Below are 16178 nucleotides of genomic sequence, written 5' to 3' on the forward strand. Positions count from 1 at the left end.
TTAGACCAGGTCAACGGTTTGCCAGTACATGTCCTTGTGCTGCACGCCGCCGTCATCTTCGTGCCCCTGCTGGGCCTGGGCGCCGTCGTCTACGGCTTCGTCGCCGCGCTGCGCCCCCGGATCGGCTGGGCGGTGGCATCACTGGCCGTCGTCGCCCCGGTCGCTGCGCTGATCACCAAGCTGTCCGGCACCGAGTTCTACACCCGCCTGCTCCGTGAGGAACGCGTCTCGCCGGCAGGCAAGGTCATCCTCGACGGACACATGAACAACGGCGACATCACGTTCTGGCTGACGCTCGCGCTCGGCGTCCTCAGCCTGATCCTGTTCGTTCTCACCGCCCGCAATCCCCGCGCGCTGCCGAAGATCGCCGACCTGGGATTCGCCGTGGTCCTGCTGGTGCTGGCCGGCCTCAGCGCCTGGTACCTGTTCCAGACCGGCGACTCGGGTGCGACAGCCGTGTGGGGCACCTACTGACCGGACCTTGACCACCGGGCTCGGGCCCACGCCGGCCGCCGGGTCCGGACGGATCATGACTGCCAGGACTTAACCCACCCGGCTGCTGGCCATGTTGCGTTGCCGTGATCACCGGCCGGGAAACACCGAGCAGTCCGTCCAGGCCGAAGGGCTCGGGCTCCGCTATCGAGCGGCTCGTACCCTCCGCGCCTGGGCGGACTTTGTCTTTCGAGCTGTCCCAGCCCGTAATTCAGGCAGCTCATGCCGGGCCTGCACTTCGGTGGACTGCTGCGCGGACGTGAGCGGCCCGGTTCCCGGCCTAACGACTACTCGTCGTGGACCTGCGACCACTCGTCGCGTGGACCTGCGACCACTCGTCGTGCGGACTCGCGACTGCTCATCGCGCGGACTCGCGACTGTTCCGCGTGCCCCGGCCGCGCGGTCCTGCGCTGAGGCGTTGCCGGGATCGCCGGTGGCCCCTGTCCCGGTGTCGGTCAGAAGACGATCCGGGCGCAAAGCAGGCAGACGACGATCAGGGCGATCGCTCCGGCGACCAAGCCGACGCCGTAAGTGACAGTGCGCGCCGAACCCTCCGCCTCGTCGAGCGCCTCGAAGTCCTGGGGCGGCATGCGGCGGGGCGGGGGAGGATGCGCGATCGTCGGCGGGCGCCATCCGGCCGGAGGCGGTTCGGCGCGCGGCGGCCCCGGATAGTCGGCAGCCCTGGACGAGGGCGGATGCTCACTCCGGCGGGGCGGCTCGGCAGCCGGATCAGGGCGCTGCCAGTACGCGTCGTCGTCCGGGACATCGGTGGGGGAACTCACGTTCACCGACGGTACAACCGGAGGGGGACGACGACCGCGCCGCTCTCGGCTTACCCTCATAGTCGTGGACATCCTTGATGACCCTGAGCGTGACAACGACGCGGAGCGCGAGGTCGACTTCGAGTCCGAAGAGGCTCCGGTGCTGCCCGAGCAGACCCGGGACGACACCGAGCGCGGCTGGGGTGAGCCCTCCTGGTCGAACGACGACCGTCTGATCCAGGACCGTCCGCCGCACTGGGACTGAGCCTCTCCGGCCTCGCCGACACCGCGACTCCGGGATGCGCGCCTTCGGGGTGCGCGATCCGGGGTGCGCGACGCGGGACGCGCCACCGCGGGACTTCGCCGACTCTGGGACTCGCCGTATCTGTGCCGCTGCACGCACACGCCGTCAGCCTGGGCGGATCACGATCGCGAAGCCTCGGCCGGTCACGGAGACCGCGCGTTGCGCCTCGTCGGGGCCGAGTGCCAGGAGCAGCCCGCCGGTTGCCGGGTCGTCGGCTCCGGTGACCTCCAGGACGAGTGCGGCGCTGGCGACCGCGACGGTCCGGTCACGGTCGCCGTCGATCCGGAGCAGGTCCACCCGGTTGCCCGGACGCACCACGGTCAGGGCTGTGGGGTCGGCCAGTCGCACCGGGACGCCGACACTTCCGGGTGGTATCGCCATGGCGTCCGGCGCGGGTCCGGACGCTGACGCGGCGGGGGCGGCCGGCCCGGAGGATTGCGGAGCCGTCATCGGCGTGGCGCAGGTGGTGGGTTGCAGCCACAACACCGCTGCCGCGGTGAACAGCAGCCCGGCGGCCGCAACCAGCCGGAACAGCGTGCCCCGGCCCGGTCGGCGCCACCGCACCGGATCGAGACGTTCATCGGCCGGTGACGGGTCCTTGCGGGGCATCAGACCTCCAGAATCTCGCCACACCATGTCCGGCCGCCGCTGGCACCCGCGACAGGGCCGGGGCGGGCACGGACGCCCGCGTGGCGCCTTCTCGCGGCGTCGGGCCGCCGTTGCGATGACGTTAGGCCGAATGGGGCAAGCCGTACCGAGTCCCTGTGGACAGCCGGGGATTGTGGATAACGCCGACCTGCGCTGAAGAGCGTGGTGGGCGCGTGTTTGAGGGCGAGGAGAGCTTCACCAAGGCGCAGCTGGTGGCCACCGGGGAGAGGCAGGCGATCCGCCGCGCCAGCAGCTGAACCGGGAGCGCTGCGGTACATACAAGCAGAGATGGGCGGCAGACCGCGGGCCGGCGGCGGGGAGCGCCAGAGAGGGCGGGGCGCCTCGCGGTGAAGTGTGATGTTGTGACCGTGCGGTGCCAGCGGCCGGAGGGCTGGGAACGGCCGCGCGCCGGGCCGGAGAACCGGCCCGGCGCGCGGGGTGATGTCACAGCAGGCCGCATGCGCCTGCCTCACACGGGCGCGTGAGAGCACGACCGAGGGAGCCGCCCGAAGGCGCGGCTCAGAAGTCGCGGCTCAGGAGGCCGCGGCCGCCTTCGTGCCGCTGCTCGACGACGAGCTCGTGCTGCTGCTCGAGGAAGAGGACGACGATGACGAGGTCGTCGAGGGCGTGGTGGACGACGTCGACGTGGTCGAGGTCTCCGGCTTCTTGGCGGCCGCCTCACCGGTGCCGCTGCCTGACTTCTCGGCGCTCACGGTCCCGGAACGGGAATCGTTGCGGTAGAAGCCCGAACCCTTGAAGACGATCCCGACCGAGTTGAACACCTTGCGCAGTTTGCCCTGGCAGTTCGGGCACTCGGTGAGTGCCGGGTCGGAGAAGGACTGCACGGCTTCAAGCTGTTCACCGCACTCGGTGCAGGCGTACTGGTAGGTGGGCACGGCTCCTCCGGATCAATCGGCTGCTGGCACTCGCCAACTCCGAGTGCCAATGTTGCGGCATCGGAGGTCAATTCGTCCACTCGGCTCTCGGACTGAGGCAGAAGCAGGGCGTGGGCGATGTCACACGGGGCGCCGGGAGAGGCCGCCGGTCGGGGTGATCACCGCCTGTACGCGCCGATCGTGCGGTTCGGCGGGAACGACTTCCACGTCCTCGCCGTCGTGGAGGAGTGCCACGGTCAGCGGGCCCGGTGCCGGCAGGCGGGCCAGGACCCGGTCGTAGGAGCCGCCGCCCCGGCCCATCCGGGTGCCGTCGTGGCCGACGGCCAGCGCCGGGACCAGGAGTAGATCCACCGAGCGGATCGCGTCCACGCCGAGTCGCGGGCCGGACGGTTCCAGCAGTCCGCGCGGTCCCGCAACGAGGGAACCGTGCACCTCCGCATCCGGGGGGAGCCCGTCGCCGGGTGAGGTGCCGGGACCCGCGGCACTCGCCGTTCCGGGCGGGGTGAGTTCGGCCCAGTCCAGGTCGTTGTCGGGGAGCAGGACCGGCAGCAGGAGGCGGCCGCCGGGTGGGAGGGCGGCCAGCAGGCGGGCCGGGAGGTCGGGGCCGCCCGGTTCGGAGCCGACCGGTACGTACGCGGCAATCGAACTGGCGCGCGTCTCCCGTACCAGAGCAAGAATTTGATGTTGAAGTTTGGTGGCGGCGGCTGCCCGCGTGGTGACCGGAAGTGATCGACGCGCAGTGAGCAGGCGTGCGCGTAGCGCGATCTTGATTTGCGGTGATTTTTCCGCGACAGGGGTTAAATCCGACATGCAACACCCCCTTTTGAAAACCGGCAAACGGCACACACTATGTCAGCATCGCTGAAAAGAGGGCCACCTCCAGGAGGATGCGTGACACTACGTGGCCGGCTGACCAGCGCATTCCTGGTCGTCGTGCTCGGTCCGGTCCTGTTCGGGTCCATCTTCGTCGCTCTCACCGTCGGCGCCGTGAACCGGGAACGCACCACCGAACGCCTCGATCACGCTGCTAACACCGTCAGTGTCGCGATCGGCGCGATCTGCCGCCAGCTGCAGGTTTCGGCGGACGCCGTCGCCGTCGTCCCGGCCGGTGAGCGCCGGGCGGTCGCTGACCAGCTGGTTGCTCGCGGACTGGCAACGGAGATCCAGGTGACCGATCCGGAACAGCCGATCCTGGGCCGTTCCGCGGTGAGCGGTGACCCGGCCGGGGACGGCAGGCGGGACTGTGCCGGGCCGGGGGCCGACGCGAAGGCGCAGGTCACCGCGTTGACCGCGTCCGCGTACGCCCAAGAGGTCACCGTGACCGCCGCCCAGCGGGTCGATGCCGCCCTGCTGGACCGCCTCGGCGATGTCGCCGGGGTCGCCGTCGCGCTCGGTGCAGGCGCACCGGAGGCCGCCGGGAGTGCCCACCGTGACCTGCTCGCCGAGCCGGGCCGTCCGCTGCCGTTGACCTTGACCGTCACCACCGGCGGACCGACCTTCCGGTACCTGACCCTGCTGCTCATCGTGCTCGTCACCGCGGCCGCCGCGGTCCTTGCCGCACGGTGGCTGGCGCGTTCGACGACCCGCCCGCTCGGTGATCTGGCGTGGGCGGCCGACCGGGTGGCCAACGGTGATCTCGACACCCGGGTGCCGATCCCGCGCCCGGACGAGCTGGGCCGGCTGGCCGGGACGTTCAACCGGATGACGCGCGAGCTGCAGTCGTACGTGCAGGCGCTGACCGCGAGCCGGGACCAGCTCCGGCGGCATCTGGCGATCCTCGGCGACACCCTGTCCAGCACCCACGACCTGGACCGCATCCTCCCGGTGATCCTGCGCACCGCGATGACCGCGACCGGAGCGCGGGCCGGGCTGCTCCTGCTGACCGACCCGGCCGACGGGCGGCTGGCGGCCCGCTGCGGTTTCGGGCTGACCGGTGACTGGGATGTGCCGGGCGCCGAGCTGTCACAACGGCGTCTCACGCCGGGACGCGGCGTGCTCGGCACGGTGGCGGCGACCGGTTCACCCTCGCGGGGTACGAACGGCACCGACCCCGACGAACCGGTGTGTGAGTCGTATCTCGCCGTGCCGATCTGTGCGCCGCCGGACGAGGAGGCCGGTCCGGAACACGGCACGCTGGGGGTGCTCGCCCTGTACGACCGGCTCGGCGGCCCCGCGTTCTCCGACACCGATCTGCGTACGCTGCGCACCTTCGCCGGGCAGGCTGGGGTGGCGGTGCACAACGTCCGGGTCCACGAGGAGGCACAACGTCTGTCGTTGACCGATCCGCTGACCGGCCTCTGGAACTACCGTTATCTGCGCGAGGTGCTGCGGCGCGAGGTGGAGCGGGCGAGCCGGTTCGGCCGGATGCTCACCGTTCTGGTCCTCGACCTGGACCACTTCAAGGAGGTGAACGACACGTACGGGCACACGGCGGGTGATCAGGTGCTGGGCGAGTTCGCGCGGCGGATCCGGATCGGCCTCCGTGAGGTCGACGTGGCGTTCCGTCAGGGCGGGGAGGAGTTCGTGGTGCTGCTGCCGGAGACGGACGCGTACGGCGGCTTGATAGTCGCCGAGCGGCTGGGCGCCGCGGTCCGGGACCGGCCGGTGGCGGTGGATCCCCGGCGGCCCGGCCTGGCCGACCGGATCCCGATCAGCGTCTCGATCGGCATCGCGGTCTTTCCCGAGCACGGCGCCACCGCCCAGGAGGTGCTCGACGCCGCCGACGAGGCCCTGTACGCGGCGAAGAATGCGGGACGCGACACCTATCGGCTCGCCGAACGGGTTTCCCGGGGCGGGAATGAAGGGCATTCGGATCCCGCGACCGCCGTCACCGGTGGGCCGCAGCCGTCGCGACATGGCCGTGGCCGATAGTCTCGCGGCATGCCAGGGGCACGAACCAGCGAAGGTGAAGTGACTGAATGACGACGAAACGCGCCGTCAAGGCGGTGATCCCGGCGGCGGGACTCGCGACCCGATTCCTGCCGGCCACGAAGGCCGTGCCCAAGGAACTGCTGCCGGTTGTGGACCGGCCGGTTCTGGAGTACATCGTCGAGGAGGCCGCGGCTGCCGGCATCACCGACGTGCTGCTGGTCACCGGCCGCGGCAAGACCGCGATGGTGGACCACTTCGACAGGCGTCCCGACGTGGAGGCCCGGCTCGAGAAGAAGGGCGACCACGCGCGTCTCGCCGCGGTCCGCCGATCCAGCGAACTCGCCGACATCTACACCGTGCGCCAGGGTGAGGCTCTCGGGCTCGGCCACGCCGTCGGCACGGCCGCCTCGCACGTCGGCGACAACGCGTTCGCCGTGCTGCTCGGCGACGAGTTCGTCGAGGAGGACAAGCCGCTGCTCCCGGCCATGCTCGACCTGCAGGCGCGGACCGGCGGCATCGTCCTGGCGTTCATGGAGGTCGCGCCGCAGGAGACCTCCCGCTACGGCATCGCCTCCATCCGGGAGAGCGACCTGGGCGAGGACATCGTCGAGGTCACCGGCCTGGTCGAGAAGCCGTCGCCCGAGGAGGCCCCGAGCAACCTCGCGGTGCTCGGCCGGTACGTGCTGCCGGGCAAGATCTTCGACGTGATCGCCGACACCAAGCCGGGCAACGGCGGCGAGATCCAGCTGACCGACGCCATGGCGACGATGCTCGCCGACGGTGTCCCGGTGCACGGCATCGTCTACCGCGGCCACCGGTACGACACCGGCATGCCGCTCGGTTATCTGCAGGCCGTCGTCCAGCTCGCGGTTCAGCGCGACGATCTGGGCGAGGAGTTCCTGAGCTGGCTCACCGAATTCGTCGGCGGCCGGAAGGGATGACCGCCACGGCCGATCGCGAGGCGGCCGCTTCCAACGAGCTGATGCCTCTCGCCGAGTACCTGGGCAGCGTGCTGCGCAGGCTTCGCGCGCTGCCTCCGCTCGACCTCGACCTCACCCAGGCGCACGGGAACGTGCTCGCGGCCGACGTGGTCGCGCCGCACCCGTTCCCGGCGTTCGACCAGGCCGCGATCGACGGGTACGCGGCCCGATGGGAAGACCTGGCCGGTGCCGGGCGCATCGGGTCGCACCCGTCGTTCGGGCAGTTCGAGAACACCGCCCGCACGATCCGGCTGAACGTGGTCGGCGACATGGGGGCGGCCCACTGGCGGCCGGTCCGGCTCACCCCGGGCACCTGTTTCTCGGTGGCCGCCGGGGCGCCCCTGCCGATCGGTGCCGACGTGGTCGTCCCGATCCACTGGACCGATCAGGGCATGGCCGCCGTGGAGATCCTGCACGCGCCGAAACGGGGTTCCGGCGTCCGGCGGGCCGGTGAGGAGATCGCCGTCGGGCAGCTCCTCGCCGCCGCCGGGTCGTACGTGACCCCGCCCATGGTGGCCGTCTTCGCCGCCGCCGGTATCGGGCACGTCATGGTCCGGCCAAGCCCGCGGGTCGTGGTCGTCGCCACCGGGGACGAACTCGTCGACGTGGGCCGGCCCAGCCAGCCCGGTCAGGTCGTCGACGCGAACTCGCACGCTCTCACGGCCGCCGCCGTGGAGGCGGGCGCGATGGCGTACCGGATCGGCATCTGCGACGACGACCCGGAAGGCCTGCGTGGCCTGCTCGAGGACCAGACGCTGCGCGCCGACCTGATCATCACGACCGGCGGCACCGGCACCGGCCCCGGCGACATGCTGCGCCGGGTGCTGTCGCGTCCCGGTCCCGGCCGGGGCACCGTCGAGTTCACCGACGTGGCCCTCTGCCCGGGCACCTCCCTGGGGTTCGGCACGGTCGGCGGCGAGGAGGTCCCGGTGGTGTGCCTGCCGGGTGAACCGGGCGCCGCGCTGATCGGCTTCGAGGTGCTGGCCCGGCCGGTGATCCAGCTGCTCGCCGGAGCGGAACCGGTGTTCCGGCCCGGGATCAAGGCGCATCTGCTGGAGACCGTCTCGTCGCCCGGCGGGCTGCGCGAGTTCCGGCCGGCGTACGTCGCGGAGCGGCGCGGTGGCGGCTACACGGTGCAGCCGCTCGCCGGTGGGCCGTACACTCTCTCCGGTCTGGCCGAGGCCAACGGCCTGCTGGTGCTCGGCGAACGGGTCACCACAGCGGCCGCGGGCTCGACCGTCGACGTTCTGCTGCTCGACCGGAGGCGATGAATGCTGGGGGCCACCACGCCCGGATGGCCCGCTGTTCTGGCGGACGGGGCGGTGCTGCTCCGGCCGTACAAACGCGGTGACGCCCGCGCCTGGTCCGAGGTCCGGGTCGCCAATCAGGCCTGGCTCGCCCCCTGGGAAGCCGCACCGCCCGGGCCGTGGGCCGAGATGAACTCGCCGCGCGCCTTCGGTTACGTCTACCGCGACATGCGCCGTGCCGCCCGCAACGGCGACAGCATGCCGTTCGCGGTCTGCCTCGTCGAGGACGGCCGGGAACGGCTCGTCGGCCACGTCAACCTGGGGAATATCGTGCGGCGGGCGTTCGCGTCGGCGTACGCCGGCTACTGGGTCGATCATCGGGTGGCCGGCCGGGGCGTCATCCCGACCGCGCTCGCTCTCGCCGTCGACCATGCCTTCGGACCCGGCGGACTGCACCGCATCGAGGTCAACATCCGGCCCGAGAACGGGCCGAGCCGCCGCGTCGTCGAGAAGCTCGGTTTTCGCGAGGAGGCGTACCACGAGCGCTACATGCATATCGACGGTGGTTGGCGCGATCACCTCGGTTACGCCATGACCAGCGAGGAGGTCGCCGCCGAGGGCGGCCTGCTGGCACGCTGGCGCCGGGTACGCACGTCGAACTGATCTTGAACGTCGGAACGCTACCGGCGCGGCGCGCGAGATATCACCGCTACCGCCCGTAACCTCGCATTCGTCGTGTCATTTCACGTGTCATTCGTCGTGGCGGATCGGAGAGGTCACGGTGCCGACCTCGGTGCTCCTCGCCGTCCTCGCCGCGGCGGGTCTGCTCGCCCTCGCCCCGGCGCTCGTCCGCCGGTACGACGCCACCGAGCGCCTCGCCGCGGAGCGGGCGTCGTCGACGGCGCGGGTGCTTCAGCGCCGGCGCCGGATCCGCACCGTGCCCGGACGCCGACCGATCAACCCCGCGCGCCAGGTCACGGTTACGGTTCCGTCCCCAACGGGTGATTCTGCCCCGCCCGAACGCCGGCTCCGCCTGGTCACCGGCAAACGCCCGCCACGGCGTGCCCCGGAACGCCGCGGCACCCCGGCCGTCGTCCGCCGCCGCCGCGTCTTCGCCGCGCTCGTCCTGCTCAACGCCATCGAACTGGTCGGTGTCGTAGCGGTCGGGCCCGGCTTCTGGATCAGCTTCGCGGTCACCGGCAGCCTGCTGGGGCTCTATCTCGTCCACCTGCGCAACCGCGCCATCACCGACCGGCGCCGCCGTCGCGTCCAGGCCCGCGAGGCCGCCTGGCTCGCCGCCCGCCAGGCCGAGGTCCGCCGCGAACAGGCCAGGCGTGCCGCTGCCCGCCGCGAGGCCCAGCGACGGCTCGCCGCCCAGCGCGAAGCCGTCCGGCGTGCGGCGATGGGCCTCGACCGGGAACCGTCCGACCTTCCGGTCGCCGCCAACGGCGGCTCGGTCTCCTATCGTCGGCGGGGCGGTCTGCGAGGTCGTGCCTACGAGGCGGGCGGGCGTCACCACAACGCTTCCTGATTCTTCTTTTGTACGGAAGGAAGCGCCGGCAGACGCATCGGAGCCGTCCCGTGGCTCCGCCGGAACGAGTGCGGAACTCACGGCGGCCAGGCCGCCATCCGGGCTGTTGCCCTCCCGCACGACTGTGGGCGTTCTTGAGGAGGGGTGGTTCGCGGGGTCTCTGGGAGACCTGTTAGCCTTTCAACGGTTCCACGGTGGCGAAGCCACCCGACAACCAGGGGGCTGTGGCGCAGTCTGGTAGCGCACCTCGTTCGCATCGAGGGGGTCTGGGGTTCAAATCCCCACAGCTCCACCTCTTGAACGCCTGGACTTCGGTCCAGGCGTTTTTTGTGTCCGAGGAGCTGGCCGCCTGGAACGCGCGGTGGACTGGCCGAATGCTCCAGAACGGCGGCAGGTGTTGCTCCGGGCCGTGGAGCGCGGTTTGCCACTCATTCCTGAGGGGACGACGGCACGGTAAAGGTGGATCGCCGTTCCGGGCGGGCTGGGAACGGAGCAGGCCACGGTCTCGCCGTCGGCGATTTTCGCCGGTGGGCTCCAAGCCGGGCGGCGTTGCGAACCGTCGGCCCGTGAGGTGCAGGGCTGCTGCGGTTGCTGGTCGGATGGCAAGATCATGCCCCATGATCGATGCCGACTCATCTGACACGCATCGCGTGGTGGGACCCCGTGAGTGATCCGGATTCCCTGAAGGCTTGTCCGTGAGGGCGGTCATCGTCGCGGCGGCGGTCGCGTTCATCATCTCGCTGTTCGGCACGCCGGTGGCGATCCGGGTCTTCACCGCGCTCAAGGCGGGACAGCCGATCCGTTCTCTCGGTCTCGCCTCGAACGAGGGCAAGAAGGGCACCCCCGCCATGGGTGGTGTCGTGTTCATCGTGGCGACCCTCGTCGCCTACGTCGCCGGGCATGTGGCGCTGACCACGCTGCCCGAGCGGCAGATCGCGCAGGAGAAGCCGACCATGACGGCCCTCGTCCTGCTCGGCCTGTTGGTCTTCTGCGGCGCGGTCGGCTTCATCGACGACTTTCTCAAGGTCCGCAAGCGCAACTCCGACGGCCTGTCCGCCAAAGGCAAACTGCTCGGCCAGGCGATCGTCGGCACCGGGTTCGGCATCGCCGCCCTCTACATGGCGAGCACCAACGGTGAGACCGTGGCCAGCGAGAACATCTCGTTCATCCGTGACATCAGCTGGCTGAACGTCGGCAAGGTGGGTTCGGTGATCGTGTTCGTCTTCGTCATCACGGCGATGTCGAACGGCGTGAACCTCACCGATGGCCTCGATGGCCTGGCCACCGGCGCGTCGACCCTGGTGCTGGGTGCGTACGCGCTGATCGGGTACTGGCAGTATCGGCACTGGTGCGCCGACGAGACGTACGCCCGCGCGAACGATTACTGCTATGAGGTCCGTGATCCTCTGGAGATCGCCATGATCGCGGCGGCGGCGGCCGGCGCCTGCGTGGGCTTCCTGTGGTGGAACACGTCGCCGGCGCGGATCTTCATGGGCGACGTGGGCTCGCTGGGACTCGGCGCCCTGATCGGCGGGCTCGCGGTGGCGACGCGCACCACGCTGCTCTCGATCCTGATCGGCGGTCTGTTCTTCATCATCACGGTCACCTGGGTGATCCAGATCGTCTCGTTCCAGACCACCGGCAGGCGTGTCTTCCGGATGGTGCCGCTGCACCACCACTTCGAGCTGGCCGGGTGGAGCGAGGTCAACATCGTGGTCAGGTTCTGGACCGTGGCCGGGGTCTGCGTGGCGGCTGGTCTGGGCCTGTTCTACTCAGACTTCCTGGCGGCCGTCGGATAGGGCCACGCGATCCGCTGCACCAGGCTCAAGCCGGTGATCTGCACGGGAGTCTGCTGATCAACCGGTTGCTCGTTCCGCCGTGGCGGGAGAATGAGCACGGGATAAAAGAATGCGAAGGCAATAAAGGTGGAACGCCGAAAGGCGGCCCGCTGAACCAGTCGGGCCGCCGTTCGAAGAATGTGAAATCAGATGCCGCGGATGTTCTCCGCCTGCAGGCCCTTCTGGCCCTGGGTGATGTCGAACTCCACCCGCTGGTTCTCCTCAAGGCTGCGGAATCCGCTCGCCGAGATCGCGGAGAAGTGGGCGAACACGTCGGCGCCGCCACCGTCCTGAGCGATGAAGCCGAAGCCCTTGTCCCCGTTGAACCACTTCACGGTACCTGTAGTCATGTCTGCTCCTTCGCAGGCTGTTGGAGGCCGCACTGTGCGGACTCACACGCCGCCGCGTTGATCACCAGCGCCGGAACCGACACACAGAACGAAAAAGCGCCTTGACGGGTTAGATACCCATCAGGCGCCGAAAACGTCTACGGAAATCAAAACTGCAACTGGAAAACCGTACCACAGAAATTGTGTTCGAGCCTGCCGGATCTCGCACGGATCACCGAAGTCACCTGGCCGGTGCGTGAGGATGGGCCGATGGATGTCGAGTCGGTTCTGATTCTTGTCCTGGTTACCGTCGCGGTTGTCGGTCTGGTGCGGTGGTTCGCCGGCCGGACCGGGCTTCCCGCCGCCGCGCTGCTGCCGATCGTCGGTGTGGGATATGCCCTCCTGCCGGTTCCGGGTATCACGCTCGACCCGGACATCATCCTGACCCTGATTCTGCCGCCGCTGCTGTACAGCGCCGCCCTGGACTCGTCGATGCTCGCGATCCGCCGCAATCTGCGTACGGTGGTGAGCCTGTCCGTGGTCCTGGTTCTGCTCACGGCGCTGCTGATCGGGTTGGGCTTCGCGTGGTTCGTCACCGGGGCGACCCTGGCCGCCGGGATCGCGGTAGGGGCGGCCGTCGCACCACCGGATCCGGTCGCGGCGCTGGCTGTCGGGCACCGTGTGGGACTGCCGCCGAGGATCATCACTCTGATCCAGGGTGAGGGACTTCTCAACGACGCCACCGCGCTCACCATCCTGAGCGTCGCGGTCGCGGCGGCCACGGGCGGCGACTTCTCGCCGCTGTCGGCGGCCGGTCAGTTCCTCGTCGCTGCCGTGGGTGGTGTCGCCGTGGGTGTGCTCGTCGCTTTCGTCGTCCGCCTGTTGTCCCGGCCGCTCGCCGGCGATCCGTTGCTGGCCAATGCCGTTTCGCTTGCCACACCGTTCGCCGCCTACCTTCTCGGGGAGCGGCTGCACGTGTCCGGCGTACTGGCGGTGGTCGTCGTCGGGTTGATCGTCGGGCACCACACACCGCGATCGGCCTCGGGCGCCGGCCGTCTGCAGACGAGCGCGGTATGGCGGCTGGTCGACTTCCTGCTCGAGGGTTTCGTGTTCCTGCTGATCGGCCAGCAGTTGCCGCAGGTGATCGAAGGTCTGGCGGGGTACGACACCACCACTGTCGTCGTCGCGGTCGCGATCACCGTGGGCGTCGTCCTGGTGCTGCGGCCGCTGTGGCTCCTGCTGACCCTGGTCCTGCCCGGTGTGCTGCAGACCTGGTGGCGAAGAGGCCCGGCCGGTGAGCGTGGGCCGGCATGGTTGACGGGCCGGGAGGTCATTGCTCTGAGCTGGTCCGGCACGCGCGGCGTGATCAGTCTGGCGGCGATCTTCACCCTGCCGCTGGTGACCCGGAGCGGGGATCCGTTCCCCGCTCGCGACCTGCTCCTCTTCTGCACCTTCGTGGTGGTTCTCGTCACCCTGGTCGGACAGGGCCTGACGTTCGCACCGATCATCGGCGTGCTCGGGCTGCACGCCGACGACAACGACCGGGCGCGGCTCCGTAACGAGGCCCGCTCGGCATCCGTCGAGGCCGCGCTCGCCGCGCTCGACGAACTGGAGGAGCAGGGACACGACGACATCAGTGCCCAGACGATCGAGACGACCCGTGAGCAGCTACGGGCCCGGCTTAACCGGTACCGCGAGCGGCTCCTGCTGTTGCGCGACCACTACTCGGCCGACCCGCCGATCTCACCGCTGTACGAGTCCGCGCTGCATGTTCGCCGGGTGACCATCGACGCCCAGCGGGACGAGTTGCTGCGGTGGCGTGATGCCGGACGGCTGCCCGACGAGGGTCTGCGCATCCTGGAACGCGAGCTGGATCATGAGGAGCGGTTGCTGCCGGACCGTCCCACCCGCCGGTGAGCGCATCCGCGACGGGCGGCTGCCGGATCCGCTAGCCGAGTTCGCGGACCGCGACGGTCTCGCCGTCGGCGATCTCGCCGGTGGGACGGAAGCCGAGCCGGGCGTAGAACGGGGCCGGGCCGCCCTCGCGGGCGTGATAGGTGACGTACGCCTCCGTGCCGCCCCGGGCGCGGATCTCGGCGCAGACCGCTTCGACGGCGAAGGTCCCGTATCCGCGGCCCTGCTGTCCGGCGGCGATGTTGAGGCGCCAGAGGCCGGAGCGCCGGTCGGTGTCGTCCGGGTCGGTCCACGGGATGTCGAGGAACGCCATCACGAAGCCGACGAGCTGGTCGCCGTCGTAGATGACGCGGGGCCAGGCCTGTTCACCGTAGACGTACGCCTCGGCGAGGGATTTGACGACGGGCGCAACGAGGTCGGCCTGGTCGGGGCGGACCGAGAGTTCCAGCGCCGCCTCGTAGTTACGGGGGTCGATCGCGCGCAGTTCCATGGAACGCACGTCAGCGGTGCAGGTGGAAGGAGGCGATCTCCTCGACCCGGGTACGGGTGATGCCGGCGAGCTGTTCCACGGCGAGCGGATGCCCGGTCGGTTCGAGTTCGATGTACGGCAGCTGCCCGACGGCCCTGGTGTGCACGTTGGTCCGCAGGTTGAGCGTCGACGGTTCGTACCCGGCGATGATGTTGGAAAGCCAGCCGAAATAGGGCGGCTCGTTCTCGCGGCCGGGCTGTTCCCACACGTCGACGGCCCGGGTGAAGCTGGGCCGGCTCAGGGAGACCCACATGCTGTAGGTGAAGATGTCCCCCGTGTCCCACACCGGCAGTTCGATCAGGCCGCGGATGAAGAACTGCTCCCCGGCGATCACGCAGAGGTCCCCGTCGAGCAGGCAACCTTCCTGATCTGCCATCTCCGGCCGCCAGTATTCGGGGGCCGGTGCGGCAAAGCTGAGCGGCGGGCCGTCGTGGGTGGCGCCGCACGTTCCGCAGGCGAACTGCTCGGTGCTCATGGGCGCGAAGCATAACCGCTCGTCAGGAGCCTGCGTTGCCTGCCAGTTCCGCGAGAAATGCGAGAATTGCTACTTTTTGGTGGTACCTCTTGAGCGAGTCTCGGAGGTGACGCCACATGAAAGCACCACTGCCCGACAACGAGATCGAGCGGTTGGCCGCGCTCTACTCACTCGACATCCTCGACAGTCCTCCGGAAAAGGACTTCGACGACATCGTCGCGCTCGCCGCCGGCGTGTGCGAAATGCCGATGTCAGCGGTCAGCCTGGTCGACGCGGATCGTCAGTGGGCGAAGGCCAGCACGGGGGTGGAACTGGCGGAGACCTCGCGGGATGTGTCGTTCTGCGCCCATGCCATCCTCGACCGCGATCTGATGCTCGTCCCGGACGCCCGCGAGGACGCCCGGTTCGCCGACAACCCCGGGGTGACCGCCACGAACGGCATCCGGTTCTACGCCGGGGCGCCGCTGCTGACGACCGACGGGTTCGCGCTCGGCACGCTGTGCGTGATGGACACCCGGCCACGCCGGCTGGACGTCGAACAGCAACAGGCGCTGCGCGCACTGGCCCGGCAGGTCACCGCACAGCTGGAGCTGCGCCGGTACGCGTTCGCGCTGGCCAACACGACGGCACGCCTGCAGGAACTGGAACGCCGCAAGGACGATCTGGCCGGGCTGGTCGGCGGAGAACTGCGATCGTCGCTGCGGCTGATGTCGGCGTACCTGGACCGGCTCGGCGACACCGGCCGTCATGACATGGAGATGGCCGAACTGGTCGGCCGGGCCACAGCGGCGCACGTGCGCGGCTTCCGCGAGCTGATCGACCACCTGACCACGATGGCCGACGCCGGGCTGGGCGGGGACAGCCTGCACATGCGGCAGTGCGACCTGACCAGGGTCACCCAGCGGGCGGTGGAGGCCGTGCGGCCGATCGCGGCCAGCAAGCACATCTGGATCCTCAACCAGGCCGGCGGCCCGTCGCTGCCGATCATCGCCGACCCGGTGCGCCTCGAACAGGTGCTGACGCACCTGCTGTTCGCGGCGGTCAAGTACACGCCGGAGGGCGGCCGGGTCCGGGTGGGCACGGAGATGGAATCCGGCCCGACGGTACGGCTGGACGACATGGACATGCCGGACGGACTCCGTCCCGACCTGTTCCCGCACCTGTACTACGGCGCCATCGCGCACGCCGCGGACGTGCCCGGCCCGGATCGCGGGCTGGCCGTCGCCAAACGGATCCTCGACGCGCACCACGCCACGGTGGCGCTCTCCGACCGGCCCGGTGACGGCACTTCGCTGCACGTCGTGTTCCCGTACGCGGAGATGTCCCCGGCCGATCTGATCCGGGACCTGGCGATCGCCTGACC

Annotated in this window: 17 protein-coding genes and 1 tRNA gene; 11 read left to right on the forward strand and 7 right to left on the reverse strand. The window is 70.0% G+C overall.

Going from position 1 to position 16178, the window contains the following annotated elements:
• Nucleotides 1-18 precede the first annotated feature (18 nt).
• Complete coding sequence (locus tag AB0G04_RS01885; protein WP_360974730.1) at nt 19-474, forward strand: hypothetical protein; 456 nt, start codon at nt 19-21, stop codon at nt 472-474.
• 473 nt (nt 475-947) lie between these two features.
• Here the strand turns inward: AB0G04_RS01885 and AB0G04_RS01890 are convergent, their stop codons facing one another.
• Nucleotides 948-1274, reverse strand: coding sequence for a translation initiation factor 2 (locus AB0G04_RS01890; RefSeq protein WP_360974733.1), 327 nt, complete (start codon nt 1272-1274; stop codon nt 948-950).
• A 64-nt stretch (nt 1275-1338) separates the two neighbouring features.
• Here AB0G04_RS01890 and AB0G04_RS01895 point away from each other — a divergent pair, with 64 nt between their 5' ends.
• Entirely contained in the window at nt 1339-1518 is a 180-nt protein-coding gene (locus tag AB0G04_RS01895) for a hypothetical protein (RefSeq protein WP_360974736.1), read from the forward strand.
• 144 nt (nt 1519-1662) lie between these two features.
• Here AB0G04_RS01895 and AB0G04_RS01900 read toward each other — a convergent pair whose 3' ends face one another.
• From AB0G04_RS01900 to AB0G04_RS01910, 3 genes are all read right to left on the reverse strand, one after another.
• Nucleotides 1663-2166: a hypothetical protein gene (locus AB0G04_RS01900; protein ID WP_360974739.1), complete on the reverse strand. Its 504-nt coding sequence runs from the start codon at nt 2164-2166 to the stop codon at nt 1663-1665.
• Nucleotides 2167-2738: 572 nt separating this feature from the next.
• On the reverse strand, nt 2739-3101 hold the full coding sequence (locus tag AB0G04_RS01905) for an FmdB family zinc ribbon protein (RefSeq protein WP_360974742.1): 363 nt from the start codon (nt 3099-3101) through the stop codon (nt 2739-2741).
• Between the two features lie 120 nt (nt 3102-3221).
• A complete protein-coding gene (locus AB0G04_RS01910; RefSeq protein WP_360974745.1) occupies nt 3222-3911 on the reverse strand; it encodes a 5-formyltetrahydrofolate cyclo-ligase in 690 nt (229 codons plus the stop codon).
• Nucleotides 3912-3992: 81 nt separating this feature from the next.
• Here AB0G04_RS01910 and AB0G04_RS01915 point away from each other — a divergent pair, with 81 nt between their 5' ends.
• The 7 genes from AB0G04_RS01915 (at nt 3993) to mraY (ending at nt 11529) form a co-directional block, all read left to right on the forward strand.
• Nucleotides 3993-5972, forward strand: coding sequence for a diguanylate cyclase (locus AB0G04_RS01915; protein WP_360974748.1), 1980 nt, complete (start codon nt 3993-3995; stop codon nt 5970-5972).
• Between the two features lie 47 nt (nt 5973-6019).
• On the forward strand, nt 6020-6913 hold the full coding sequence (locus AB0G04_RS01920) for a UTP--glucose-1-phosphate uridylyltransferase (protein ID WP_360974751.1): 894 nt from the start codon (nt 6020-6022) through the stop codon (nt 6911-6913).
• Nucleotides 6910-8223, forward strand: a complete 1314-nt coding sequence (glp, locus tag AB0G04_RS01925) for a gephyrin-like molybdotransferase Glp (RefSeq protein ID WP_360974754.1) — start codon at nt 6910-6912, stop codon at nt 8221-8223. The genes AB0G04_RS01920 and glp overlap by 4 nt, the downstream gene beginning before the upstream one ends.
• Nucleotides 8224-8862, forward strand: a complete 639-nt coding sequence (locus tag AB0G04_RS01930; protein ID WP_360974757.1) for a GNAT family protein — start codon at nt 8224-8226, stop codon at nt 8860-8862.
• 118 nt (nt 8863-8980) lie between these two features.
• The gene (locus AB0G04_RS01935) at nt 8981-9730 is read left to right on the forward strand and encodes a hypothetical protein (protein ID WP_360974760.1); all 750 of its coding nucleotides are present in this window, start codon (nt 8981-8983) and stop codon (nt 9728-9730) included.
• A 218-nt stretch (nt 9731-9948) separates the two neighbouring features.
• A tRNA-Ala gene (locus AB0G04_RS01940) sits at nt 9949-10022 on the forward strand.
• Between the two features lie 403 nt (nt 10023-10425).
• Complete coding sequence (gene mraY / locus AB0G04_RS01945; protein WP_360974763.1) at nt 10426-11529, forward strand: phospho-N-acetylmuramoyl-pentapeptide-transferase; 1104 nt, start codon at nt 10426-10428, stop codon at nt 11527-11529.
• A gap of 185 nt (nt 11530-11714) precedes the next feature.
• On the opposite strand, the gene AB0G04_RS01950 is transcribed toward mraY, so the two are convergent.
• Nucleotides 11715-11918: a cold-shock protein gene (locus AB0G04_RS01950; protein ID WP_360974766.1), complete on the reverse strand. Its 204-nt coding sequence runs from the start codon at nt 11916-11918 to the stop codon at nt 11715-11717.
• A gap of 249 nt (nt 11919-12167) precedes the next feature.
• Between AB0G04_RS01950 and AB0G04_RS01955 the strand changes: the two genes are divergently transcribed.
• Nucleotides 12168-13814, forward strand: coding sequence for a Na+/H+ antiporter (locus AB0G04_RS01955; protein ID WP_360974769.1), 1647 nt, complete (start codon nt 12168-12170; stop codon nt 13812-13814).
• A gap of 31 nt (nt 13815-13845) precedes the next feature.
• On the opposite strand, the gene AB0G04_RS01960 is transcribed toward AB0G04_RS01955, so the two are convergent.
• Both AB0G04_RS01960 and AB0G04_RS01965 read right to left on the reverse strand, forming a co-directional pair.
• On the reverse strand, nt 13846-14301 hold the full coding sequence (locus tag AB0G04_RS01960; protein WP_360974773.1) for a GNAT family N-acetyltransferase: 456 nt from the start codon (nt 14299-14301) through the stop codon (nt 13846-13848).
• Between the two features lie 10 nt (nt 14302-14311).
• Nucleotides 14312-14815 carry a DUF2199 domain-containing protein gene (locus AB0G04_RS01965; protein WP_360974776.1) on the reverse strand — a complete coding sequence of 168 codons (504 nt, stop codon included), beginning with the start codon at nt 14813-14815 and terminating at the stop codon, nt 14312-14314.
• A gap of 116 nt (nt 14816-14931) precedes the next feature.
• On the opposite strand from AB0G04_RS01965, the gene AB0G04_RS01970 reads away from it, so the two are divergent.
• Nucleotides 14932-16176 (forward strand): GAF domain-containing sensor histidine kinase, encoded by a 1245-nt coding sequence (locus AB0G04_RS01970; RefSeq protein ID WP_360974779.1) that lies wholly within the window; start codon nt 14932-14934, stop codon nt 16174-16176.
• Nucleotides 16177-16178: the final 2 nt, after the last annotated feature.

The sequence above is a fragment of the Actinoplanes sp. NPDC023801 genome (genome assembly GCF_040639655.1).
Taxonomy (GTDB): Bacteria; Actinomycetota; Actinomycetes; order Mycobacteriales; family Micromonosporaceae; genus Actinoplanes.

What these genes read in the sequence shown, in the direction of transcription:
- AB0G04_RS01900 (WP_360974739.1), bottom strand. Translation starts at nt 2,166, where the DNA reads ATGCCCCGCAAGGACCCGTCACCGGCCGATGAACGTCTCGATCCGGTG.
- AB0G04_RS01910 (WP_360974745.1), bottom strand. Translation starts at nt 3,911, where the DNA reads ATGTCGGATTTAACCCCTGTCGCGGAAAAATCACCGCAAATCAAGATC.
- AB0G04_RS01920 (WP_360974751.1), top strand. Translation starts at nt 6,020, where the DNA reads ATGACGACGAAACGCGCCGTCAAGGCGGTGATCCCGGCGGCGGGACTC.
- glp (WP_360974754.1), top strand. Translation starts at nt 6,910, where the DNA reads ATGACCGCCACGGCCGATCGCGAGGCGGCCGCTTCCAACGAGCTGATG.
- AB0G04_RS01930 (WP_360974757.1), top strand. Translation starts at nt 8,224, where the DNA reads ATGCTGGGGGCCACCACGCCCGGATGGCCCGCTGTTCTGGCGGACGGG.
- AB0G04_RS01950 (WP_360974766.1), bottom strand. Translation starts at nt 11,918, where the DNA reads ATGACTACAGGTACCGTGAAGTGGTTCAACGGGGACAAGGGCTTCGGC.
- AB0G04_RS01955 (WP_360974769.1), top strand. Translation starts at nt 12,168, where the DNA reads ATGGATGTCGAGTCGGTTCTGATTCTTGTCCTGGTTACCGTCGCGGTT.
- AB0G04_RS01960 (WP_360974773.1), bottom strand. Translation starts at nt 14,301, where the DNA reads ATGGAACTGCGCGCGATCGACCCCCGTAACTACGAGGCGGCGCTGGAA.
- AB0G04_RS01965 (WP_360974776.1), bottom strand. Translation starts at nt 14,815, where the DNA reads ATGAGCACCGAGCAGTTCGCCTGCGGAACGTGCGGCGCCACCCACGAC.
- AB0G04_RS01970 (WP_360974779.1), top strand. Translation starts at nt 14,932, where the DNA reads ATGAAAGCACCACTGCCCGACAACGAGATCGAGCGGTTGGCCGCGCTC.